This window comes from Streptomyces sp. NPDC045701 (genome assembly GCF_056432045.1).
On record NZ_JBWKJV010000029.1, the window covers coordinates 58,617 to 79,916 of the forward strand.

Consider the following 21,300-nt stretch of genomic DNA (forward strand, 5'->3'; position numbering starts at 1 on the left):
CATCCGCTCGTCGGCGATCCTTGACCTTGACCCCAGTAAGCGCCCCACGGGGGCGAACGTTGCCGTTCGACTGGAGATTGCACGTGGCCGGGCGCATCGAGGACTACGCACTCATCGGAGACATGCAGACCGCCGCCCTGGTCTGCCGGGACGGCACGGCCGACTGGCTGTGCCTGCCCCGCTTCGATTCGCACGCCGTCTTCGCAGGACTCCTCGGTACCGAGGAACACGGTTTCTGGCGGATCGGGCCGGCGCACGCCGACGGCACCGAGCCGCCCGCCGCCGACCGGCGCCGGTACGTCGGTGACTCGCTGATCCTGGAATCCGAGTGGGACGCACCGGGCCGGGGCACGGTCCGCGTGACCGATTTCATGCCGCCGCGTGACGGAGCCCCGCAGCTGGTGCGGATCGTGGAGGGCGTCAGCGGGCGGGTGCGGATGCGGTCCGCGCTGCGGATGCGGTTCTCCTACGGGCGTGTGGTGCCCTGGGTGCACCAGGTCGACGGCCGGACGGTCGCCGTCGCCGGCCCGGACTCCATCTGGCTGGACACCGAGGTCGAGACCCATGGCGAGGACCTCACCACGTACTCCGACTTCACCGTCAAGGAGGGCGACCGGGTCGCCTTCACCATCAGCTGGCAGCCCTCGCACCACCCGCAGCCGCCGGTGGCGGATCCGATGGGCGCGCTGGAGGCCACGTCGGACTTCTGGCGCGAGTGGGTCGACCACTGCACCTACCGGGGCCCCTACCGGGAGGCGGTGGTCCGCTCCCTGATCACCCTGAAGGCCCTGACGTACGGCCCGACGGGCGGCATCGTCGCCGCGCCCACCACCTCCCTGCCGGAGGACATCGGCGGCGTACGGAACTGGGACTACCGCTACACCTGGCTGCGGGACGCGGCGATCACCCTCTCCTCGCTGCTGCGCACCGGCTACCGCGAGGAGGCCCGCGCCTGGCGCGAGTGGCTGCTGCGCGCGGTGGCCGGCGACCCGGAGAACCTCCAGATCATGTACGGCATCGCGGGCGAGCGGGAACTCGGCGAGGCGGAGCTGGACTGGCTGCCGGGGTACGAGAACTCCGCCCCGGTCCGGGTCGGCAACGGCGCCGCCAACCAGCTCCAGCTCGACGTCTACGGCGAGGTCACCGAGGCCCTGCACCTGGCGCACATGACGGGCCTGTCCCGCAACGACTACGCCTCGCTGCTCCAGCTGAAGCTGATCCGGTACCTGGAGAACCACTGGGACCAGCCCGACGAGGGCATCTGGGAGGTGCGCGGGCCGCGCCGCCACTTCGTGCACTCCAAGGTGATGGCGTGGGTCGCGGTCGACCGGACGATCAAGCTGATCGAGTCGGGGGACGCGGACGGGCCGCTGGACAGGTGGCGCGAACTGCGCGACAGGATCCACCGGGACGTGTGCGAGAAGGGGTACGACCCGGAGCGGAACACGTTCACGCAGTCGTACGGCTCCAAGGAGCTGGACGCCTCGCTGCTGCTGATCCCGCAGGTGGGTTTCCTCCCGCCGGACGACAAGCGGGTCATCGGCACGATCGAGGCGATCCAGCGGGAGCTGTCCACCGAGGACGGCTTCATCCTGCGCTACCCGACCGAGGGCGCGGACGAGGGTGTGGACGGACTGCCCGGTGACGAGGGCGCGTTCCTGGCCTGTTCGTTCTGGATGGCGGACGACCTGGCGATGATCGGGCGGGTCGACGAGGCACGGAAGCTGTTCGAGAAGCTGCTGGGGCTGCGCAACGACCTGGGGCTGCTGGCGGAGGAGTGGGATCCGCGCCTGCAGCGCCAGGTCGGCAACTTCCCGCAGGCGTTCAGCCACGTGCCGCTGATCGACACGGCGCTGCGGCTGACCGCCTCGGGCGCGTACGGCGGCTAACAGGCGGCCACCACCTCCAGGGCGGCGCGCTCCCCCTCGGTCGCGCCGCCCTCCATGAAGCCCTGGAAGTCGTAGCTGCAGTGCTCGCCACCGAGGTGGATGTTGCCCTGCGCGGTTCCCTCGTAGCCGGCGTACCGGTGCAGGTAGCCGACGGGCCAGTACGAGTAGGCGCCGAGGGCGTACGGGTTGTGGTGCCAGGCGGAGAGCTGGGCGCGGCCGGTGAAGGCCCTGGACGTGCCGGGGAAGAACGCGTCGATGGCGCGCAGGCGGCGGGTGGCGAGGTCGCGCACGTACGGGTCGGACTCGGTGGAGAACGGCCCGGCGGGGCTGAGGTCTCGTGCCAGGGAGCCGCCGTTGTACTGGATGAGGATGCCGCCGGTACCCGGCTGGATCTTGGTGGTGTCCCAGGTCTGCTGGACGTCGCTGTCGGTGAAGCAGTCGCCGGCGGAGACGCCCGGCCAGGGACCGGTGCCGCGCCAGGGGCGGGTGGCGCACTGCATGTTGAGTTTGGTGCAGTGGCCCATGCGGGCGTCGCGCAGCAGGTCGCGCATGCGCGGGTCGAACCCGGCCTGGCTGAGGTCGAGCCGCTGGAGCACGGGCAGCGGGACGCACAGCACGGTGTGGTCGGCGGTGACCGTGCGGGTGGTGGCGCCCTCGGTGAAGGTCAGCGTCTGGGTGCCGTCGGTGTTCGCGCGCACGGCGGTGAGCGTCCAGCCGGCGCGGAGGGTGCCGGAGGGCAGCGACCGGGCGATGGCGTTCGGCAGCAGGTCGTTGCCGCCGGTGATGTGGTAGCGCTCGTTGGACAGGCCCCAGACGTTGAAGTGGCCGGGGTTGGTCTGGTAGCCCATCAGCAGGACCAGGGCGAGGGACGACTGTTCGGTGGTGTCGGCCCCGTACTCGACGTTGTACGCCACGTCGATGAACTGCCCGAGCGGTGAGGCGTGCCCGCCCGGCACGCGGCTCTCGATCCATTCGTATATCGACATGTCGTCCAGGGCGGTGCCGCGGGGCGTGGACTGGTTCCACTTCACCTCGCCGGCTTCCTGGAGGTCCCGGTGGAGCTGCTGGTAGACGGCCTTGAAGTCCTCGTCGGCCTGGTGGCGCGGGTAGTAGGTGCCGTCGAACCACAGCACCTCCTCGGCACCGGTCGGTCCGCCGCCCAGGAAGTCCTCGACGTTCAGGCCGAAGCGGCGGCACAGCGCCAGGATCTTCTTGTGGCTGGTGTCGATCAGCTCACCGCCGATCTCGGAGGTCTGGCCGTACGCCCAGTGGTCGCGCTGCGTCCACATGCGACCGCCGACGCGGGTGGGGTTCGCCTCGTACAGCGTGCAGTTCAGGCCCGCGTCCCTCAGGGTGAGGGCGGCGGTCAGGCCGGCGATACCGGCGCCGACGACGGCGATGCGCGGGGCTGCCGCCCCGGCCGCGCGGGCGGGGGTGGGCCGCGCCGCGACCGCCGTGCCGACCCCGGCGGCGAGGCCCAGGGCGGCGGCGCGGCGCAGCAGCTCGCGGCGGGTGGAGCCGCGGACGGCGGCGACGGGCATGCCGAGCCGGTCGGCGGCGGCGTGGTGGGCGGCGATGTCGCGCAGGGTGCGCATCAGGGGCGTACGGGACATGGATCTGCTCCTCAGACGGTCGCGGCGGGCTGGACGTCGTGCTGCTCCTCGCGCTCGGCCGCGTCCTCGAGGACGATCCGGCCGATGATCTCGTACCGTTCGGGCCGTCTGGCCTTCAGGTACAGGCCCAGTCCCAGACCGCCGAGGAAGACGGCGCCGACGATCCACGGGATGAGGGTGAAGAAGAGGGAGTCGGCGGCGAGGCCGGCGGCGGTCTCCATGTTGAGCACCAGCAGGACGACGACCGCGGTCATGCCGATCCCGCCGAGCAGGGGTGCGGTGAGGGTCCGGAACCAGTGCCGGTCCTCGGGGTGGTTCTTGCGGAAGTAGCCGATGACGGCGAACGAGCAGAGCGTCTGGACGATGAGGATCGCCATCGTGCCGAGGATCGCCAGCAGCGTGTAGAGGTGGATGTACGGGTCCTGTCCGGTGAGCCAGAAGGCGCCCACGAGGAGGACGGCGATACCGCTCTGCGCGTAGGAGGCGATGTGCGGCGAACCGTGCCGGGCGTGTGTGCGGCCGAGCGCCGGGTGCAGGAAGCCCTCGCGGCCGATGGCGTACAGGTAGCGCGAGGCGCACTGGTGGAAGGCCATGCCGCAGGCGAAGGAACCCGTGAGCAGCAGCCATTGGAAGGCGTCGACGGCCCAGGCTCCGAGGTACGACCGCGTCGGGTCGAAGAACAGGTCGAGCGGGACGGCGGACGCGGACACCTCGACGGCGCGGTCGAGGCCGTTGCCGGCGATGGTCATCCAGGACACGTAGATGTAGAAGAGGCCCACCCCCACGACGGAGACGAGGGTGGCGCGCGGGATGACGCGCTTGGGGTCGCGGGACTCCTCGCCGTACATCGCGGTCGACTCGAAGCCCACCCACGACCAGAAGGCGAAGAAGAGGCCCAGCCCGGCGGAGGTGCCGGTGAAGGCGTTGGCGGGGTTGATCGGCTCGACCGGTATGCCGTCCGGGCCGCCGCCGTTGACGAGGACCGCCGTGGCGACGGCGAACAGCACGGCGATCTCGGCGACGAGCATCACGCCGAGCGCCCTGGCGGTGAGGTTGATGTCGAAGTGCGCGAGGACGGCGGTGACGGCGAGCATCGCGGCCGCGTAGACGATCCACGGCAGGTCCACGCCCAGCTGGTCGGCGACGGTGGTCCTGGTGAAGTAGGCGAAGACGCCGACGATCGAGGCCTCGAAGACGATGTACGCGAGGACCGCCAGCATGCCGGAGGCCATCCCGGCGATGCGGCCGAGGCCGTGTGAGATGTAGCCGTAGAAGGCACCGGCCGCGGTGATCCGTTTCGCCATGGCGACGTAGCCGACGGAGAAGACGGTGAGGACGAGCGTCGCGAAGAGGTAACCGGCCGGCGCCCCGGTGCCGTTGCCGAATCCGACGGCGATGGGGAGGTTGCCGGTCATCGCGGTGATCGGGGCGGCGGTGGCGACCGCCATGAACACGACGCCGACGAGCCCGACGGAGTCCGCCTTGAGCCGCTGCACCTGGTGGCCTGCTGGAGTGGGATTCTCTGCCATGGCGGGACACCATCCTCCGGCGTGACGTACGCCACAATCGACAGGCGGTCGCGCAAATGGCCCGCCGGCGCGACGAGTTGTCGCCCGGTGCCGGCGTCGTCATCGTCCGGTGATGTCCCCGGAACACGGACGCGGGTACCGTCCGGCCGTATGACCTCCATGAACGAGCAGGGCGGTATCACCGTGCAGCGGGCCCTGGAGCTGCCCGGGCTGCGCGGGGGACTCCCGGAAGTGGTCGTCGGGGCGGACCGGCTGGACCGGACGGTGCGCTGGGTGCACGCCGGCGAGGTGCCGAACATCGCCTCGCTGCTGAAGGGCGGCGAACTGCTGCTGACGACCGGGCTGGGGCTCGGTACGCGGCCGGCCGAGCAGCGGGCGTTCGTGCGGCGGCTGGCGGACCGCGGGATCGCGGCGCTGGTGGTGGAACTGGGGCCGAGGTTCTCGCGGCTGCCGGCGACGATCGTGGAGACGGCGCGCGCGGCGGGCCTGCCGCTGGTCCAGCTGCACCGCGAGGTCCCGTTCGTCTCGGTGACCGAGGAGGTCCACACCGAGATCGTCAACGGGCACTACGCCCTGCTCCGGCAGGCCGAGGACGTGCACCGGCGGTGCACGGAGGCGCTGCTGGGCGGCGGCGGGGTGCCGCAGGTGCTGGGCATCCTCGCCGACTTCGCGGCCAACCCGGTGTTCCTGGAGACCACCGACGGGCGGCTGCTGTACGCGGCGGGCGGCGGGCCGGGGCCCGATCCGCTCCAGGTGTGGGAAGGGCTGCGCGGCCAGCGCGAGGCGCGGGAGGCGGGGCCGCCGGCGGGGGCGGTCCTGGTCGACGTGCCGGGCGGCGGGCCGGGCGCGGCCGCGGTACGCGCCCGGCTCGTCCTGCTGGCGGTGTCCGGGGGGCTGCTGCCGGTGCACCGGATGGCGGCGGAGCGCGCGGCGGGCATCCTCGCGGTGGTGCTGATGCAGGCGCGTCAGGAGGAGGAGCTGGCGGCGCGGGGCCGGGGCGACTTCCTCACCGACCTCGCGGAGGGCCGCGTGTCGGCGGAGGACGCGCCCGCGCAGGCCCGGGTGCTGGGCTTCAGACCGGGCGACGGCCCGCTGCTGCCGGTCGTGATGCGGCTGGGCGCGGACGTGCTGCCGTACGGCAACTGGTCGCTGCTGGCCCGCGCCGTGCTGGAGGAGCTCTCGGCCGTGGGGGTGCCGGTCCTGCTGGGCGTGCGCCCCGTGGAGGGCAGGGTGCCGCTGCTGCTGGGCCTGCGGACCGAGTCGGAGCGGACGGCCGTCGCCGACCGGGTGGCCGCGGCGCTGCGGGCCGGTGTGGCGCGGGCGGGGCTGGTGGGGGTCACCCCGTCCGGCGGCTGGGGGAGCCCGTCGGGCGGGCACCCGCCGGTCGTCGTGGTGGGCGTCGCGGGCGGGTGGGCGGCGGCGTCGGCGGGGCTGCGGCACGCCGCGGAGACGGCGACCGCGGCACGCGGGCTGCCGGACCGGCCGTGGTACGACGCGCGGCGGCTGGACATCGACCTGTTGCTGTGGCGGCTGCGGGAGCATCCGGACCTGGCCGCGTTCGTGGACCGGGCGATCGGCCCGCTGCGGGAACACGACCGGACGTCGCGTCCTGCCCTGCTCCCGACGCTGGAGACGTACCTGGCGCACGCGGGCCGCAAGGCGGAGACGGCACGCGAACTGCACCTCAACCGCCAGACGCTCTACAACCGCCTGGCCCGCATCGGCGACCTGCTGGGCACGGACCTGGACGATCCGCAGACCGTCCTGGCCCTCTCCCTGGCCCTCCGCGCCCGCCGCCACACGCCGTGACCGGTACCGCGTGGCCCGCGGGCCCGGCCTGCCGGCCGCATGGCCCGGTGGCCGCGATGGCGGCGTGGGCGCCGGTGGCCCGTGGCCGCGTCACCCCGTCGGCCGGTCAGCCGGTACGGGGGCGCGGCCCCGCGCACAGTTCGTCGTAGACGCTCAGCACCTGCGCGATCGTCTCGTCCTCCGTCGGCCACGTCGTCGCCTGCGTCCGCCCCGCCGCCGTCAGCTCCGCCCGCCGCCCGGGGTCGGCGAGCAGCGCGGTCACCGCGCCGGCCAGGGCGCCCGCGTCCCCGTACGGCACGAGTTCCGCCGCGTCGCCGACGAGTTCCGGTACGCCGCCCACCGCCGTGGCGACCAGGGGCACGCCGAGCCGCAGGGCCTCCTGGGCGAGCGGGGACCTGGCCTCCCAGCGGCTCGGGAGCACCGCCACGTCCGCCGCCGCGATCAGCGCGGTGACGTCGGCGCGCCGCCCGAGCAGCCGCACCGGCAGCCCCTCCAGGTCGATCCGCCGTTGCAGCACCGCCCGTTGGGGCCCCTCCCCCGCGACGGCGACCAGCGGCACCGGGTCGTGGCGGAGCCAGAACCGGGACGCGTCCAGGAGCGTGCGGTACCCGCGGTGCGGCTCCAGCGCGCCGACCGCCACCAGCAACGGCCGGTCCATGGCGCCCAGTTCCGCCCGCGCCTTGCCGGCCTCGGACTCGGCGACACCCCCGCGCGGGGCGGGGATCGAGACGGGCGCCAGCCGGGCGTCGCGGGCGCCCCGGCGCCGCGCCCGGTCGACGAGTTCGGACGACGTGCCCAGCACAACGGCCGCCTCGCGTGCGGTTCTCCGTTCCATGAGCCGGAGCAGCCTGCCACGGGCGCCCTCGGCGTGCGTGCGCGTGTGCCAGGTGACCACCAGCGGTACGCGCTGCTGCCCGAGCGCCAGCCCGGCCCGTACCGAGGCGTGCAGTCCGTGCGCGTGCACCACGTCCGCGCCCGCGCACGCCGCGCGCAGCGCCCCGATGGCGACCGGGTCACCGCGGCGCGGCACGGGCACGAACCGCGCGCCGGTGCCCCCGAAGTCGTAGTCGTGGTCCAGTTCGGCAGGGGCGCACACCGTCACCCGCACGCCCCTCGCCACGAGCCCGGCGGCCAGTGATCTGACGTGAGCGCTGCTGCCCGCGCTGCCGCCACCCAGCACCTGGACCGTATGCAGCTGTGTCACGCGCCCAAGGATGCCAGTCCGTACGCACGTTCCGGCACCGTCGCGGCGAAGCGGCCGTGTCGCGGGGCGTGAACCGTCGTCAGTGATCACTCACGCGGGTGAACCGGCGACCCGGCTGACGGTGTCTCCGTACGCCGCGGCGGCGACGAGCCCGGCGGCGTGGGCCGCCAGTCCGGCCCGCCCGTTGGCGGCGGCGACCGCGGTGCCGAGCACCGCGCCCAGGGCGTGGGCGCCCGCGTCGCCGAGCATGGTGCGCTCACCGAGGTCGTCGGCGGCGACGGCCGCCGCGGCGCCCATCGGCGCGGCGGCGAGACGGCCCCGCGCCAGGCCCGGCACGCCGACCGCGAGCACGGTCAGGACCGCCCGGCCGGGGCGTACGTCCACGAGGTTGACGAAGTGGGCGGTCCCGGCGATCACCACGCCCGCGAGGGCCTTGTCGACCGGCCGCTCCTTGAGCAGCGCGCCCGCGACGAGCCCGGCGGCGCCGATCCCGAGGAGTTTGACCGCCCCGCTGGTGACCCCGCAGTCCCGCAGGGCGCCCAGGTGCGCCCGGAATCCCCGCCGGTGGTCGCCGTTGACGTCGTCGTACGCCCCACAGACACCCGCCACCAGGCCGGCCACCGCGACGGCGCCCCGCTCCCGGCCGCCACGGCCCGCCGGCAGGGCCCCGAGCACGGCGCCCACGGCGGTGGCGGGCCCGGCGTACAGGTCGACGGTCCGCCCCGCGTGGTTCTTCCGCTCCCACCGCTCGTCACGCCGCCTCCGCAGCCCCGCGTACACGGCACGGGTGGCTCCGGCGGCGAGCCCGAAGGCGACAGTCCTGATCACGCCGGCAACCCTACGCGCCCCCTTGCCACCAGAAGCAGTGCGCCCGCCACCCCTCCCCCTGCGGGCGACCGTCCCGCCGGGGCCACCCCCTCCGTTGCGGGCAATCGTTCCGCCGGGGCGGAACGGGTGGGCACACGGGACCGGGGCGGTGCCTGACCGGGTGTCCCCGGGGGTGGTACCCCCGCAGGCGGTGCGCCCCGGCGAGCGGGCCCGGCGGGCGGCGCACCCCGGCGAGCGGACCCAGCGGGCGGGGCCCACCGCGCACCGCGAGACGCCTCCCGGGCGCGCCGGCTCGCCGGCGGCCCGGGTCCCCGCGCCCGGAAGCGTCAGGCGTCCGCCCGTGCCGTCGCCAGCAGTTCCTCCGCGTGCGCCCGGGCCGTTTCGGAGTCCTCCTGGCCGGCCAGCATCCGCGACAGCTCGCGGACCCTGTCCTCGCCCTCCAGCACCGTGACGCCCGAGCGCGTCACCGACCCGTCGCTGGTCTTCTCGACCAGCAGCTGCCGGTCGGCGAAGGCCGCGACCTGCGGGAGGTGCGTGACGACCACGACCTGCGCCGACTTGGCGAGCTTGGCCAGCCGCCGCCCGATCTCCACCGCCGCCTTGCCGCCGACGCCCGCGTCGACCTCGTCGAAGAGGTACGTCGGCACCGGGTCCGTACCGGCGAAGACCACCTCCACGGCCAGCATCACGCGGGACAGCTCACCACCCGACGCGCCCTTGGCGATCGGCCGGGGCGGCGCCCCGGGGTGCGGGGCGAGCAGCAGCTCGACCTCGTCGGCGCCGGCCGGCCCGTAGGCGACGGTCCGCCCGCCGACCTCCACCCCGTCGGGGTCCTCGGACTGGCGGATGTCGAACGACACGCGCGCGTGGGGCATGGCCAGCGAGGCCAGCTCCGCGGTGACGGCGTCCGCGAACCGGGCCGCCGCCTCCGTCCGCGCGTCCGTCAGCGCCTGGGCCAGCCCGGACAGCTCGGCACGCAGGGCCTCCCGCTCCGCCGTCAGCTCGCCGATCCGGTCGTCGTCGCCGTCCAGCTCGGTGAGCCGGGCAGCACCCTCCTCCGCCCAGGCCAGGACGGCGGCGACATCGGTGCCGTACTTGCGGGTGAGGGCGGTCAGCGCCGCGCGGCGCTCCTCGACGGCCGCCAGGCGCCGGGGGTCGGCGTCCAGGTCGTCGGCGTACCCGGCGAGTTCCGTCGCCACGTCGGCGAGGAGGATCGAGATCTCACCCATCCGGTCGGCGAGCGCGGCCAGTGCCGGGTCGTGCGACCGGACGGCCTCCAGCGCCCGCTGCGCGCCCGCCACGAGGGTCGTCGCGTCGAGCACCTCCGGGTCCTCCGGGTTGCCCGCCAGCGCCCCGTGGGCGAGCGCCGCTGCGGACGCGAGGGCCTCGGCGTGGCCGAGCCGCTCCGCCTCCGCGGCCAGTTCGGCGTCCTCACCCGGACGCGGCTCGACCGCCTCGATCTCGGTCAGTCCGAAGCGCAGCAGGTCCGCCTCCTGGGCCCGCTCCCGGGCGCGGGTGGTGAGCTCCTCCAGCCGCGCGGTGACGGCTCGCAGCCGCCGGTAGGCGTCGCTGTACTTGGCGAGGGGCACGGCGACGGCGTCGCCCGCGTACCGGTCGAGCGCGCCGCGCTGCCGGGCGGGCTTGAGCAGGCCCTGCTGGTCGGTCTGGCCATGGACGGCGACGAGCTCGTCGGCCAGTTCGGCGAGCACGCCGACCGGCACGGAACGCCCGCCCAGGTGTGCCCGTGAGCGGCCCTCGGCCGAGATGGTGCGGCTGATGAGCAGCGCGCCGTCGTCGAGTTCGGCGCCCGCTTCCTCGGCCCGGACCGCCGCGGCGGCGCCGGGCGGCACGCTGATGCGGCCCTCGACGACGGCGGACGGCGAACCGATCCGCACCAGGGCGGGGTCGGCGCGCCCGCCGAGCAACAGTCCGAGGCTGGTCACGACCATGGTCTTGCCCGCGCCGGTCTCACCGGTCACCGCGGTGAAACCGGGTGACAGCTCCACCACCGCGTCGTCGATTACCCCGAGCGACCGTATCCGCATCTCCTCCAGCACGGAGAAGACCTTACGAGGTCCGGGGCCCGCTGTGCGACGGCCCCCGCCCCGCGGCGCCGAACCCGCAGGTCGCCGCCGGGTCGCGGCGGTGGTCCGTCACCCGCCGGAGTGGAGCCGGCACGGTGCGGACGACCCGCCGGCGGGCGCTCCGGGCCGGGGGCCGGACCCGGGCGCGGCGTCAGTGCGGGGCACCCCGCCAGCCCGAGACGGGCAGCGCGAACTTGGCCACCAGCCGGTCGGTGAACGAGGCGTGGTGCAGGCGGGCGAGGCGTACCGGCACCGCCCCCCGGCGGACCTCCACCCGGGCGCCGGCGGGCAGTTCGACGGTGCGGCGCCCGTCGCACCACAGCACCCCGTCGGGGGTGTGCGGCTCCACCTCCACCGCCAGCACCGAGTCCGGCGTGGTCACCAGCGGCTTGGCGAACAGCGCGTGCGCCCCGATCGGCACCATCAGCAGCGCCTCCACCTCGGGCCACACCACCGGGCCGCCCGCCGAGAAGGCGTACGCCGTGGAACCGGTGGGCGTCGCGCAGATCACCCCGTCGCAGCCGAAGCCGGTCACGGGGCGGCCGTCGATCGCCAGGACGACCTCCAGCATGCGTTCGGGCGAGACCTTCTGCACGGCGGCCTCGTTGAGCGCCCAGTCGCTGTGCAGGACGTCGCCGTTGTTGTGCACGGTGACGTCCAGGGTCATGCGCTCCTCGACCTCGTAGGCCCGGGTGACCACCCGGTCCACGACCTGGTCGAGGTCGTCCCGCTCCGCCTCGGCGAGGAAGCCGACGCGCCCCAGGTTGACCCCGAGCATCGGTACCCCGGAGGCGCGCGCGAACTCCGCGCCGCGCAGCAGCGTCCCGTCACCGCCGAGGACGATCAGCAGTTCGCAGCCGTCGAGCACGTCGGGCGACGCCTCCGGTACGGTCTCCACCGTCGGTGGCAGCGGCAGGTCGGCCGCCTCGGCGGCCAGGACGCGCACGCCGATCCCGCTGCGCAGCAGGCCGAGCACCACGAGTTCCGCGCTGCGGATCGCGGCCGGCCGGCCGGTGTGCGCGAGCAGGAACACGGTCCGCGGTGCGCCGGTCGCCGCAAACGCTGTCGATGAACTCAACGAGGTCCCTCCGCCACGGCGCGTTCCACATCCGCCGGATCCAGCGCGGGCGCGCCCGCCCGCAGCCACAGAAAGTACTCGACGTTGCCGGACGGGCCGGGCAGCGGACTGGCGGTGACGCCCAGCACGCCGAGGCCCAGCTCGCCGGCCTGCCGCGCGACGCCCCGCACCGCCTCGGCCCGCAGCTCCGGGCTGCGCACGACCCCGCCGCTGCCCAGCCGCTCCTTGCCCACCTCGAACTGCGGCTTCACCATCAGCACCAGGTCGGCGTCGGGCGCCGACACCCGCGCCAGGGCCGGCAGGACCAGCCCCAGCGGGATGAACGACAGGTCGCCCACCACCAGATCCACCGGTTCTCCGTCGATCGCGTCCAGCGTCAGCTCACGCACATTGGTACGGTCCTTGACGGTCACGCGTTCATCGCTCTGCAGCGACCAGGCCAGCTGCCCGTACCCGACGTCGACGGCCACGACGTGCGCCGCCCCGGCGCGCAGCAGCACGTCGGTGAAGCCGCCCGTGGACGCGCCCGCGTCGAGCGCCCGCCGCCCCTCGACCCCCAGCCCGCGCGGTACGAAGGCGGCGAGGGCGCCGGCCAGCTTGTGGCCGCCGCGCGAGACGTAGTCGGGGTCGCCGTCGTCCTGCGCCACGACGATGGCCGCGGCGGTCTCCACCTGGGTGGCGGGCTTCGTGGCGGTGTTGCCGCCGACGGTCACCCGTCCCGCGGCGATCAGCTGGCTCGCGTGCTCGCGCGAGCGGGCGAGCTTGCGGCGCACCAGCTCCGCGTCCAGACGACGGCGTGCGACTCCTGCCACGTTCGGTTCAGCTCCTGTGTTCGTACGACGAGGACATCGGCGGGGACGCCGGCGAGGGCGCGTCGAGCGCGGCCAGCGCCTCCCGCAGCCCCCGGTGTACATCCTCGTACACCTCCAGGTGACCGTCGGCGGGGAGGTGGTCGGCGTCGGCCAGCCGCTCCAGGCCGGCGTCGACCTGCGGGTGCCCGGTCGGGACGCGCCCGACGCCGAGGGGGGCGGGCGCGGCCGGGTCGCAGGACTCCGCGGGCTGGTCCCGGACGCCTTCCGGGACCTCGGGCATCACGTCGGTCATGCCCAGACGCTACCCCGAAGGGCTGGGGTACCGTCGTGCACGATGGCCACGATCGACGAATGCCGCGCCGCGCTCGACGGACTCGCGGACAGCCTGGCGCACGCCGACGGCGCGGTGCGTGGCGCCGCCGCGCTCGACCGCACGCTGAGCTGCCACATCACGGACCTCGGCGTCACCTTCACCGGCCGCCTGGCCGGCGGCCGGATCGAGGTGCTGGACCGGGTGGACGGGCCACCGCCCGGGCGGGCCGACATCCGGCTGAGGATGTCCGGCGACGACCTGGTGGCTCTGGTGGGCGGCGAGCTGGGTTTCGCCAAGGCGTGGGCCTCCGGCCGGGTCGGACTGGAGGCCGGCTTCCGCGACCTGCTGCGCCTGCGGTCCCTGCTGTAGGACGGCTCCCCACGGGTCCGCGCCCGCCCGCCGGTCCCAGCCCGCCGGGGTCAGTCGCGCGCCGCGCCCACCGCCGCCCGGGAGGTGCGCGCCCGGGCCTTCCTCGCCGCCGGTACGACCAGCGGCGTGCCGGTCTCCGGGTCGTCGATGACCTGGCAGCGCAGCCCGAAGACCCGCTCGACCAGCTCGGCGGTGACCACCTCGGACGGCGGGCCCTCCGCGACGATCTCCCCGCCCCGTACCGCGATGAGGTGCGTGGCGTACCGGGCGGCGTGGTTGAGGTCGTGCAGGACGGCGACCAGGGTGCGGCCCTGCGTCTCGTGGAGCTCGGCGCACAGGTCGAGGACGTCGATCTGGTGCTGGATGTCGAGGTACGTGGTCGGCTCGTCGAGCAGCAGCAGCGGGGTCTGCTGGGCCAGGGCCATGGCGATCCACACCCGCTGGCGCTGCCCGCCCGACAGCTCGTCGACGTACCGGTCGCCCAGCTCCCCCACGCCGGTCGCGTCCATCGACTCCTGGACGACGCGCTCGTCCTCGGGCGACCACTGGCGCAGCAGCCCCTGGTGCGGATAGCGGCCGCGTGCCACGAGGTCCGCCACGGTGATGCCGTCCGGGGCGATCGACGACTGCGGCAGCAGGCCCAGAGTCCTGGCGACCTTCTTGGCGGGCATGGAGTGGATGGCCTGCCCGTCCAGCAGGACACGGCCCTCGGTGGGCTTCAGCATCCGCGACAGGGCCCGCAGCAGCGTCGACTTGCCGCACGCGTTGGGGCCGACGATCACCGTGAACGAGTTGTCGGGTATCCGGACCGACAGGTCACGGGCGATGATCCGCTGCTCGTAGGCGAGGGTGACCGCCTCCGCGCTCAGGCGCTGCTGCATGGACGTACTCCTGCCGTTCTTCTCAGGGTTCTGGGGGGTCATATCCGGCCCGCCTTGCGCTCGGTGACGAGCAGCCACAGCAGGTACACGCCGCCGACGACTCCGGTGACGACGCCGACCGGCAGTTCCCGCTCGCCGAAGGCGTTGGTGGCGGCCCAGTCGGCGACCAGCAGCAGCGCGGCGCCCATGAGCGCGGAGGCGGCGAGGTTGGGGCCGGGCGAGCGGGTGAGGCGGCGGGCGAGCTGCGGCGCGCTCAGCGAGACGAAGGTGATCGGACCGGCGGCGGCCGTGGCGGCGGAGACCAGCAGCACGGCGGAGCCCATCAGCACCAGGCGCGTCCGCTCCACCTTGACGCCGAGGGCGTACGCGGCGTCGTCGCCCATCTCCAGCATCCGCAGCGGCCGCCCGTGCCCCAGCACCAGCGGCACGAGTACGGCGCAGACGGCGAGCAGCGGCCAGAACTGGGCCCAGTCGCGGCCGTCGAGGGTGCCGGTCATCCAGAGCACGGCCCGGGTGGCGTCGATCAGGTTCGCCTTGGTGATCAGGTAGTGGATGACGGCGGTCAGCATGGCGGCGGCGCCGATGCCGATGAGGACCAGCCGGAAGCCGTGCAGGCCGCGCTTCCAGGCGAGCAGGTAGATCAGGGTGCCGGTCACCACACCGCCGACGACCGCGCCCCCGGCCACGGCGGTGGGGCTGCCGCCGAAGAGCACGATCACCGTGAGCGCGCCGACCGCGGCGCCCTGCCCGAAGCCGATGACGTCGGGGCTGCCCAGCGGGTTGCGGGAGACGGACTGGAAGACCGCGCCGCCCAGCCCGAGGGACGCGCCGACCAGGATCGCCACCAGGACGCGCGGCAGCCGGAGGTCCTGGACGATGAACTCCTGCGCCATGGTGCCGTTGCCGAGCAGGGTGGCGACGACGTCACCGGGGGCGATCGGGAAGTCGCCGCTGCCGATGAGGACGACCCCGGCCGCCACGGTCACCACCACCAGCAGCAGCACGGCGACGGCCGCGCGCGGCTCGTAGCGGACGGACAGGCCCCCGGGGGTGCGCAGGGCCTTGGCGGTGCGTGTGCTCACAGCTGGGCCATCCTCTTGCGGCGTACGAGGTGGATGAAGACGGGCCCGCCGACGAGTGCGGTCACGATGCCGACCTGGAGCTCCGAGGGCCGCGCCACGACCCGGCCCAGTACGTCGGAACCCAGCAGCAGCACGGGCGACAGCACCGCCGCGTACGGCAGGATCCACCGCATGTCCGGGCCGGTCAGGGCGCGTACGAGGTAGGGGACCATCAGGCCGATGAAGACGATCGGCCCGCACGCGGCGGTCGCGGCGCCGCACAGCAGCGTCACCGACACCATGCCCATGGCCCGTGTGCGGTTCAGGTGCGCACCCAGCGCGCGGGCGGTGTCGTCGCCCATCTCCATGGCGTTCAGCGGCCGGGCGATCAGCAGCGCCAGTACGACGCCCACGACGATGAACGGCGCCACGCCGCGGACCGTCGCCATGTCGGCGTTGGCCAGCGAGCCGACGGTCCAGAAGCGCAGCCGGTCCAGCGCGGCGGAGTCCAGCAGCTGGACGGCGTTGACGTACCCGTACAGCGCGGCGGTCGCCGCAGTGCCCGCCAGGGCGAGCCGCACGGGGGTGGCGCTGCGGCTGCCGCCGAGCACGTACACCACGACGGAGACGACCGCGGCGCCCAGGAACGCGAACCACACATAGCCGGTCAGCGACGTGACGCCCAGGAAGCTGATCGCGGAGACGACGGCGGCGGCGGCTCCCGCGTTCACGCCCAACAGCCCGGGCTCGGCCAGCGGGTTGCGGGTCAGCGCCTGCATCACGGCGCCGGACAGTCCCAGCGCGACGCCGACAATCACTCCCAGCAGGGTCCGGGGGACCCGCAGCTCCTGGATGAGAACGTCGTCGCCCGTGCCGGAGTTGTGGAAAAGGCCGTGCCACACATCGCCGAGCGGGACCGGCTTGGCCCCGATCATGATGCTCGCGACACAGATCAGCAGCAGGACACCGACGGCGGCCAGCAGCCCGGCCGCACGCACCGAACGGCGGCGCCCACGGGGCTCGGCTGCGGAGGGATCCGCGCTCTGTTTGGGAGGACTGTCGACCAACACCCGGTTAGGTTAGCCTACCTTTCCCTCGGTGCCTGAGGCGGCTCGTACGCCCGCCGCGGAGTCACCACCCCAGCCTGGCCAGGGCCTTCCCGGCGTCCGCCGCGCACGAGCCGTCGCCCGCGTACGTCCACGCCGCCGCGCACAGCGCCCGCAGACCGTCCAGCGCCCCGCCGTCCCCGCCCAGCGTCAGGGCGTCCCCGCGCACGGTCGCCGTCCAGCCCCCGCACCGGAACCCCTCGTCGGCCGAACCCTCGACCTCCGGCTGCCCGGTCAGCAGCCCGCGCAGATCGGCGTCCACGTACGTCGGCCGGTGCCGCGGCTCGGCGGCCAGCAGTTGCGCGGCGTCGGTCACCCCGGTCAGCACCAGCAGCGAGTCCACACCCCCGTGGAACGCCCCCTCGATGTCGGTGTCCAGCCGGTCCCCCACCACCAGCGGCCTCTCGGCACCGGTCCGCAGGATCGTCTCGCGGTGCATCGGCGGCAGCGGCTTGCCCGCTACCTGCGGCTCCGCGCCCGTCGCGATCCGCACCACCTCCACTGCGGCCCCGTTCCCCGGCGCGATCCCGCGACCGCTGGGGATCGTCAGGTCGGTGTTGGACGCGAACCACGGAACGCCCCGCGCCACGGCGTACGACGCCTCCGCGAACCGCCCCCACGGCAACTCCGGCCCTCCGTACCCCTGCACCACGGCCGCCGGGTCGTCGTCGGCCGACTCGACCGGCTCCAGCCCCCGCTCCCGCAGCGCGACCCGCAGACCCTCACCGCCGATCACCAGCACCCGCGCCCCCCGCGGCACCTGGTCGGCGATCAGCCGGGCCACCGCCTGCGCCGAGGTGATCACGTCGGCCGCCCCGGCCGGCACCCCCAGCTCCGTCAGATGGGCCGCGACGGCCTCCGGCGTCCGCAGCGCGTTGTTGGTGACATAGGCGAGGTGCATCCCGCCGCTCCGGGCCGCGGCGAGGGCGTCCACGGCGTGATCGATCGCCTCCCCGCCCGCGTACACCACGCCGTCCAGGTCCAGCAGCGCCGTGTCGTACGCCTCGCTCAGCGCGCGCGCACTGCCGCTCGGCCGGTTCCTGCCCCGCTGCCCCATGTCCCGCACTCCTCGCTCCGAGAACCGATCACCCCCGATCATCGCTCATACCCCCGATCCACATACGATGCGGGGATGGACACCACAGGTTCCGCGGCCAACGGCGGTCTGCGCCTGACACCTTTCCGTGGATTGCGCTATGTCCCGGAACGGGTCGGGAGCCTTGCCGCGGTGACCTCTCCCCCGTACGACGTCGTCGTACGTCCCGACGGCGTGCACCACCTGCAGTCGGCCGACCCCCACAACATCGTGCGGCTGATCCTGCCGCAGGCCGCCACCGCGGAGGCCCGCCACCGCCAGGCGGCGGACACCCTCAACGCCTGGCTCTCCGACGGTGTCCTCGCGGCGGACGCCGAGCCGGCTCTCTACGTGTACGAGCAGCGCAAGGGCGACCTGCTCCAGCGGGGCCTCATCGGCGCCCTGGAACTCACCACCCCCGCCGAGGGCATCGTGCTGCCCCACGAGGACGTCATACCCCACGTCGTCGAGGACCGCGCCTCTTTGATGCGCACCACGGCCGCCAACCTCGACCCGCTGCTCCTCACGTACCGCGGCAACGGCACCGCGACCGGCGCGACCGCCGTCATCGAACGCACCGTGCGGCGCGCGCCCCTCCTGTCCACCACCACCGAGGACGGCATGAGCCACCGGCTGTGGTCCGTCACCGACCCGGCCGCCCTGGCCGAGGTCGCCGACGACCTCGCCCGCCATCAGGCGCTCATCGCCGACGGCCACCACCGCTGGGCCACCTACCTGCGCCTCCGTGAGGAGCACCCCTCACCCGGCCCCTGGAACTACGGGCTCGTGCTCCTCATCGACACCGCCCGCTACCCGCTCCAGGTCAAGGCCATCCACCGGCTGCTCAATCATCTCCCGGTCGCCGACGCGCTGACCGCCCTCGGCGGCGACTTCCGCGTCCGCCCGGTCGACGGCCCCCTCCCGGCCGCCCTGGACGCCCTGGGCTCCGCCGCCCTGGAAGGCAACGCCTTCCTCCTCGCCGGCGACGGCCGCTTCCACCTCGTCGACATGCCCTCCCCGGGCATCATCGCCCGTACCGTCCCAACCGACCGCCCGGCGGCCTGGCGCACCCTGGACGCGACCGTGCTCCACGCTGCGCTGATCGACCACGTCTGGCACGTCCCCGACACCCCCGGGGGCATCACCTACATCCACGACGCCCAGGCAGCCGTCGCCCAGGCCGAACGGCGGGGCGGCACGGCCGTCCTGATGCACCCGGTACGCGAGGACGTGGTCCGCGACCTCGCCCGCCAGGGCGTGACCATGCCCCGCAAGTCGACCTCCTTCGGGCCCAAGCCGGCGACGGGCCTGGTCCTGCGCAGCCTCGACGTCGACTGACACCGGACACCGGACACCGGACATACGAAAGGGGCGGCACCCACCAGGGATGCCGCCCCTCTCAACCCGGTCAGCCCCGCGACTCGTCGTCCGCTTCGGCCTCCTCGTCGTGCTCCTCCACCGCGGCGTCGACGAACTCGACGCCGTCCAGCTCGGCGAGCCGGTCGGAGGCATCGGTCGAACCGTCCTTGTCGGCCTCCAGCGCCTTGGCGAACCACTCGCGCGCCTCGTCCTTGCGCCCCGCCTCCAGCAGCGCGTCGGCGTAGGCGTACCGCAGGCGCGCCGTCCACGGCTGGACGGAGTTCGACGCCAGCTCCGGGCTCTGAAGGGTCACGATGGCGGCGTCCAGCTGCCCCATGTCCCTGCGCGCCCCGGCGGCGACCAGCCGCATCTCGACCTGCCCGGCCTTGTCGAGCTTCTGCACCTCGGGCTCACCGGCCATCGCCATCGCCCGCTCGGGCCGGCCCAGTCCGCGCTCGCAGTCGGCCATCACGGGCCACAGCTCCACGCTGCCCGTCATCCGCCGGGCCGCCCGGAACTCGGCGAGCGCCTCGGCGTACTTCTGCGTCGCGTACGCGGCGAAGCCGGCGGCCTCGCGCACGGCCGCCACACGCGAGGCCAGCCGCAGCGCGATGCGCGAGTACGCGTACGCCTGCTCCGGGTCCTCGTCGATCAGGTTGGCGACCATCACCAAATTCTTGGCGACGTCCTCGGCCAGCGTCTTGGGCAGGCTCATCAGCTCCTGCCGCACGTCCTTGTCGATCTCGTCGCCGGTGACGTCCGCCGGGATGGGCAGCCGCTTGATGGGCTCCCGGTCCCGGTCCCGCCGGTCACGGTCGTCGCGCCGGAACCCACCACGGTCGTCCCGGCCACGGTCGTCCCGCCCGCGGTACCCGCCCCGGTCCCGGTCATCACGCCGCGGCCCACGCGGCCGGTCGTCGCGCCGGTCGTCACGGCGGAACCCGCCACGGTCGTCACGCCCGCGGTCGTCACGGCGGGGCGCGCGGTCGTCGCGCGGGAACCCACCCCGGTCGTCGCGGCGGTCGTCGCGGGGCCGGTAACCGCCGCGGTCGTCGCGCGGGAAGCCGCCACGGTCGTCGCGGCGGAACCCACCGCGATCGTCACGCCCGCGGTCGTCACGGCGGGGCGCACGGTCGTCACGGTCCCGGTTGAACGCCGGCCGCTCATCACGACGGTCATCACGGCGGAACCCACCGCGATCGTCACGCCCGCGGTCGTCACGGCGGGGCGCACGGTCGTCACGGTCCCGGTTGAACGCCGGCCGCTCATCACGACGGTCATCACGGCGGAACCCACCGCGATCGTCACGCCCGCGGTCGTCACGGCGGGGCGCACGGTCGTCACGGTCCCGGTTGAACGCCGGCCGCTCATCACGACGCTCGTCACGACGGAACCCACCGCGATCGTCACGCCCACGGTCGTCACGGCGGTCGTCACGACGGAACCCGCCACCACCACCACGGTTGTCATCACGGCGGAACCCGCCACGGTCGTCACGCCCGCGGTCGTCACGGCGGGGCGCACGGTCGTCACGGTCCCGGTTGAACGCCGGCCGCTCATCACGACGCTCGTCACGACGGAACCCACCGCGATCGTCACGCCCACGGTCGTCACGGCGGTCGTCACGACGGAACCCGCCACCACCACCACGGTTGTCATCACGACGGAAGCCGCCACGGTCGTCACGGCGGAAGCCGCCACCGCCGCCGGCGCCGCCCGTCGCAGGCCGACCACCACGGTCGTCACGGCGGAAGCCGCCGCCACCGCCACGGTTGTCGTCACGGCGCGGGGCGCGGTCATCACGGCGGAAAGCCGGCCGGTCGTCCCGGCGATCGTCGCGGCGGAACCCACCGCCGCCGCCACCGGCCGGGGGACGCCCGGGGCGGTCGTCACGGCCGCGGTCGTCCCTGCGATCGTCCCGGCGGTCATCGCGCCGGAAGCCGCCACCACCGCCACGGTTGTCGTCACGGCGGGGGCCACGGAAGCCGCCCCGCTCACCGTCGTCCTTGCGACGCGGTTCGCGCTCCGGACGATCGTCGGGGGAGTTGGTGGACATGGGCAAAGCTCCTGTCTTCGGGTACCGCAGTCATTCTCGCGCAGTCGGCCGACCGACGCGCTCCGAGAAAAAGATCAAGCAAAAACAAAAAGGACCCTTGGTCCCAGCGTGAACGCTGGGACCAAGGGTCCTTCAAAGATTGTTCGGCGGCGTCCTACTCTCCCACAGGGTCCCCCCTGCAGTACCATCGGCGCTGAAAGGCTTAGCTTCCGGGTTCGGAATGTAACCGGGCGT

18 protein-coding genes and 1 rRNA gene are annotated in these 21,300 nt (G+C 74.1%); 4 read left to right on the plus strand and 15 right to left on the minus strand.

Annotation, left to right across the window (positions count from 1 at the left end):
- The first annotated feature begins 83 nt into the window (after positions 1-83).
- On the plus strand, positions 84-1,889 hold the full coding sequence (locus AC07DW_RS25280) for a glycoside hydrolase family 15 protein (protein ID WP_478859966.1): 1,806 nt from the start codon (positions 84-86) through the stop codon (positions 1,887-1,889).
- On the opposite strand, the gene AC07DW_RS25285 is transcribed toward AC07DW_RS25280, so the two are convergent.
- Together AC07DW_RS25285 and AC07DW_RS25290 are read right to left on the minus strand one after the other, a co-directional pair.
- Positions 1,886-3,502 (minus strand): flavin monoamine oxidase family protein, encoded by a 1,617-nt coding sequence (locus AC07DW_RS25285; RefSeq protein WP_478859967.1) that lies wholly within the window; start codon positions 3,500-3,502, stop codon positions 1,886-1,888. The two genes, AC07DW_RS25280 and AC07DW_RS25285, sit on opposite strands and share 4 nt — an antisense overlap.
- Positions 3,503-3,513: 11 nt before the next feature.
- Positions 3,514-5,031 carry an APC family permease gene (locus AC07DW_RS25290; protein ID WP_478859968.1) on the minus strand — a complete coding sequence of 506 codons (1,518 nt, stop codon included), beginning with the start codon at positions 5,029-5,031 and terminating at the stop codon, positions 3,514-3,516.
- A 159-nt stretch (positions 5,032-5,190) separates the two neighbouring features.
- Here AC07DW_RS25290 and AC07DW_RS25295 point away from each other — a divergent pair, with 159 nt between their 5' ends.
- Positions 5,191-6,840 (plus strand): PucR family transcriptional regulator, encoded by a 1,650-nt coding sequence (locus AC07DW_RS25295; protein ID WP_478859984.1) that lies wholly within the window; start codon positions 5,191-5,193, stop codon positions 6,838-6,840.
- Between the two features lie 106 nt (positions 6,841-6,946).
- Here the strand turns inward: AC07DW_RS25295 and AC07DW_RS25300 are convergent, their stop codons facing one another.
- From AC07DW_RS25300 to AC07DW_RS25325, 6 genes are all read right to left on the minus strand, one after another.
- Positions 6,947-8,044, minus strand: a complete 1,098-nt coding sequence (locus tag AC07DW_RS25300; RefSeq protein WP_478859969.1) for a glycosyltransferase family 4 protein — start codon at positions 8,042-8,044, stop codon at positions 6,947-6,949.
- Between the two features lie 90 nt (positions 8,045-8,134).
- Entirely contained in the window at positions 8,135-8,869 is a 735-nt protein-coding gene (locus AC07DW_RS25305; protein ID WP_478859985.1) for a hypothetical protein, read from the minus strand.
- Between the two features lie 329 nt (positions 8,870-9,198).
- Entirely contained in the window at positions 9,199-10,917 is a 1,719-nt protein-coding gene (gene recN / locus AC07DW_RS25310) for a DNA repair protein RecN (protein ID WP_478859986.1), read from the minus strand.
- A gap of 190 nt (positions 10,918-11,107) precedes the next feature.
- A complete protein-coding gene (locus tag AC07DW_RS25315) occupies positions 11,108-12,034 on the minus strand; it encodes an NAD kinase (protein WP_478859970.1) in 927 nt (308 codons plus the stop codon).
- Entirely contained in the window at positions 12,031-12,846 is an 816-nt protein-coding gene (locus tag AC07DW_RS25320; protein ID WP_478859971.1) for a TlyA family RNA methyltransferase, read from the minus strand. Before AC07DW_RS25320 ends, AC07DW_RS25315 begins: the two co-directional genes overlap by 4 nt.
- 7 nt (positions 12,847-12,853) lie before the next feature.
- On the minus strand, positions 12,854-13,138 hold the full coding sequence (locus tag AC07DW_RS25325) for a hypothetical protein (RefSeq protein WP_478859972.1): 285 nt from the start codon (positions 13,136-13,138) through the stop codon (positions 12,854-12,856).
- Positions 13,139-13,180: 42 nt separating this feature from the next.
- Here AC07DW_RS25325 and AC07DW_RS25330 point away from each other — a divergent pair, with 42 nt between their 5' ends.
- Positions 13,181-13,528, plus strand: a complete 348-nt coding sequence (locus AC07DW_RS25330; RefSeq protein WP_478859973.1) for an SCP2 sterol-binding domain-containing protein — start codon at positions 13,181-13,183, stop codon at positions 13,526-13,528.
- A 50-nt stretch (positions 13,529-13,578) separates the two neighbouring features.
- Here AC07DW_RS25330 and AC07DW_RS25335 read toward each other — a convergent pair whose 3' ends face one another.
- From AC07DW_RS25335 to AC07DW_RS25350, 4 genes are all read right to left on the minus strand, one after another.
- The gene (locus AC07DW_RS25335) at positions 13,579-14,451 is read right to left on the minus strand and encodes an ABC transporter ATP-binding protein (RefSeq protein WP_478859974.1); all 873 of its coding nucleotides are present in this window, start codon (positions 14,449-14,451) and stop codon (positions 13,579-13,581) included.
- On the minus strand, positions 14,448-15,491 hold the full coding sequence (locus AC07DW_RS25340) for a FecCD family ABC transporter permease (RefSeq protein ID WP_478859975.1): 1,044 nt from the start codon (positions 15,489-15,491) through the stop codon (positions 14,448-14,450). Before AC07DW_RS25340 ends, AC07DW_RS25335 begins: the two co-directional genes overlap by 4 nt.
- Complete coding sequence (locus tag AC07DW_RS25345) at positions 15,488-16,540, minus strand: FecCD family ABC transporter permease (protein WP_478859976.1); 1,053 nt, start codon at positions 16,538-16,540, stop codon at positions 15,488-15,490. Before AC07DW_RS25345 ends, AC07DW_RS25340 begins: the two co-directional genes overlap by 4 nt.
- Before the next feature lie 61 nt (positions 16,541-16,601).
- A complete protein-coding gene (locus AC07DW_RS25350) occupies positions 16,602-17,633 on the minus strand; it encodes an HAD-IIA family hydrolase (protein ID WP_478859977.1) in 1,032 nt (343 codons plus the stop codon).
- Between the two features lie 75 nt (positions 17,634-17,708).
- On the opposite strand from AC07DW_RS25350, the gene AC07DW_RS25355 reads away from it, so the two are divergent.
- The gene (locus tag AC07DW_RS25355) at positions 17,709-18,989 is read left to right on the plus strand and encodes a DUF1015 family protein (protein ID WP_478859978.1); all 1,281 of its coding nucleotides are present in this window, start codon (positions 17,709-17,711) and stop codon (positions 18,987-18,989) included.
- A gap of 70 nt (positions 18,990-19,059) precedes the next feature.
- Here AC07DW_RS25355 and AC07DW_RS25360 read toward each other — a convergent pair whose 3' ends face one another.
- The 3 genes from AC07DW_RS25360 to rrf all read right to left on the minus strand — a co-directional run.
- Complete coding sequence (locus AC07DW_RS25360) at positions 19,060-19,725, minus strand: tetratricopeptide repeat protein (RefSeq protein ID WP_478859979.1); 666 nt, start codon at positions 19,723-19,725, stop codon at positions 19,060-19,062.
- The gene (locus AC07DW_RS25365) at positions 19,725-20,978 is read right to left on the minus strand and encodes a hypothetical protein (RefSeq protein ID WP_478859980.1); all 1,254 of its coding nucleotides are present in this window, start codon (positions 20,976-20,978) and stop codon (positions 19,725-19,727) included. The genes AC07DW_RS25360 and AC07DW_RS25365 overlap by 1 nt, the downstream gene beginning before the upstream one ends.
- A 229-nt stretch (positions 20,979-21,207) precedes the next feature.
- Positions 21,208-21,300: ribosomal RNA gene (gene rrf / locus AC07DW_RS25370) — 5S ribosomal RNA — on the minus strand; the annotation flags it as partial.

What these genes read in the sequence shown, in the direction of transcription:
- AC07DW_RS25285 (WP_478859967.1), bottom strand. Translation starts at nt 3,502, where the DNA reads ATGTCCCGTACGCCCCTGATGCGCACCCTGCGCGACATCGCCGCCCAC.
- AC07DW_RS25290 (WP_478859968.1), bottom strand. Translation starts at nt 5,031, where the DNA reads ATGGCAGAGAATCCCACTCCAGCAGGCCACCAGGTGCAGCGGCTCAAG.
- AC07DW_RS25295 (WP_478859984.1), top strand. Translation starts at nt 5,191, where the DNA reads ATGAACGAGCAGGGCGGTATCACCGTGCAGCGGGCCCTGGAGCTGCCC.
- recN (WP_478859986.1), bottom strand. Translation starts at nt 10,917, where the DNA reads ATGCGGATACGGTCGCTCGGGGTAATCGACGACGCGGTGGTGGAGCTG.
- AC07DW_RS25325 (WP_478859972.1), bottom strand. Translation starts at nt 13,138, where the DNA reads ATGACCGACGTGATGCCCGAGGTCCCGGAAGGCGTCCGGGACCAGCCC.
- AC07DW_RS25330 (WP_478859973.1), top strand. Translation starts at nt 13,181, where the DNA reads ATGGCCACGATCGACGAATGCCGCGCCGCGCTCGACGGACTCGCGGAC.
- AC07DW_RS25335 (WP_478859974.1), bottom strand. Translation starts at nt 14,451, where the DNA reads ATGACCCCCCAGAACCCTGAGAAGAACGGCAGGAGTACGTCCATGCAG.
- AC07DW_RS25350 (WP_478859977.1), bottom strand. Translation starts at nt 17,633, where the DNA reads ATGGGGCAGCGGGGCAGGAACCGGCCGAGCGGCAGTGCGCGCGCGCTG.
- AC07DW_RS25355 (WP_478859978.1), top strand. Translation starts at nt 17,709, where the DNA reads ATGGACACCACAGGTTCCGCGGCCAACGGCGGTCTGCGCCTGACACCT.
- AC07DW_RS25360 (WP_478859979.1), bottom strand. Translation starts at nt 19,725, where the DNA reads ATGAGCCTGCCCAAGACGCTGGCCGAGGACGTCGCCAAGAATTTGGTG.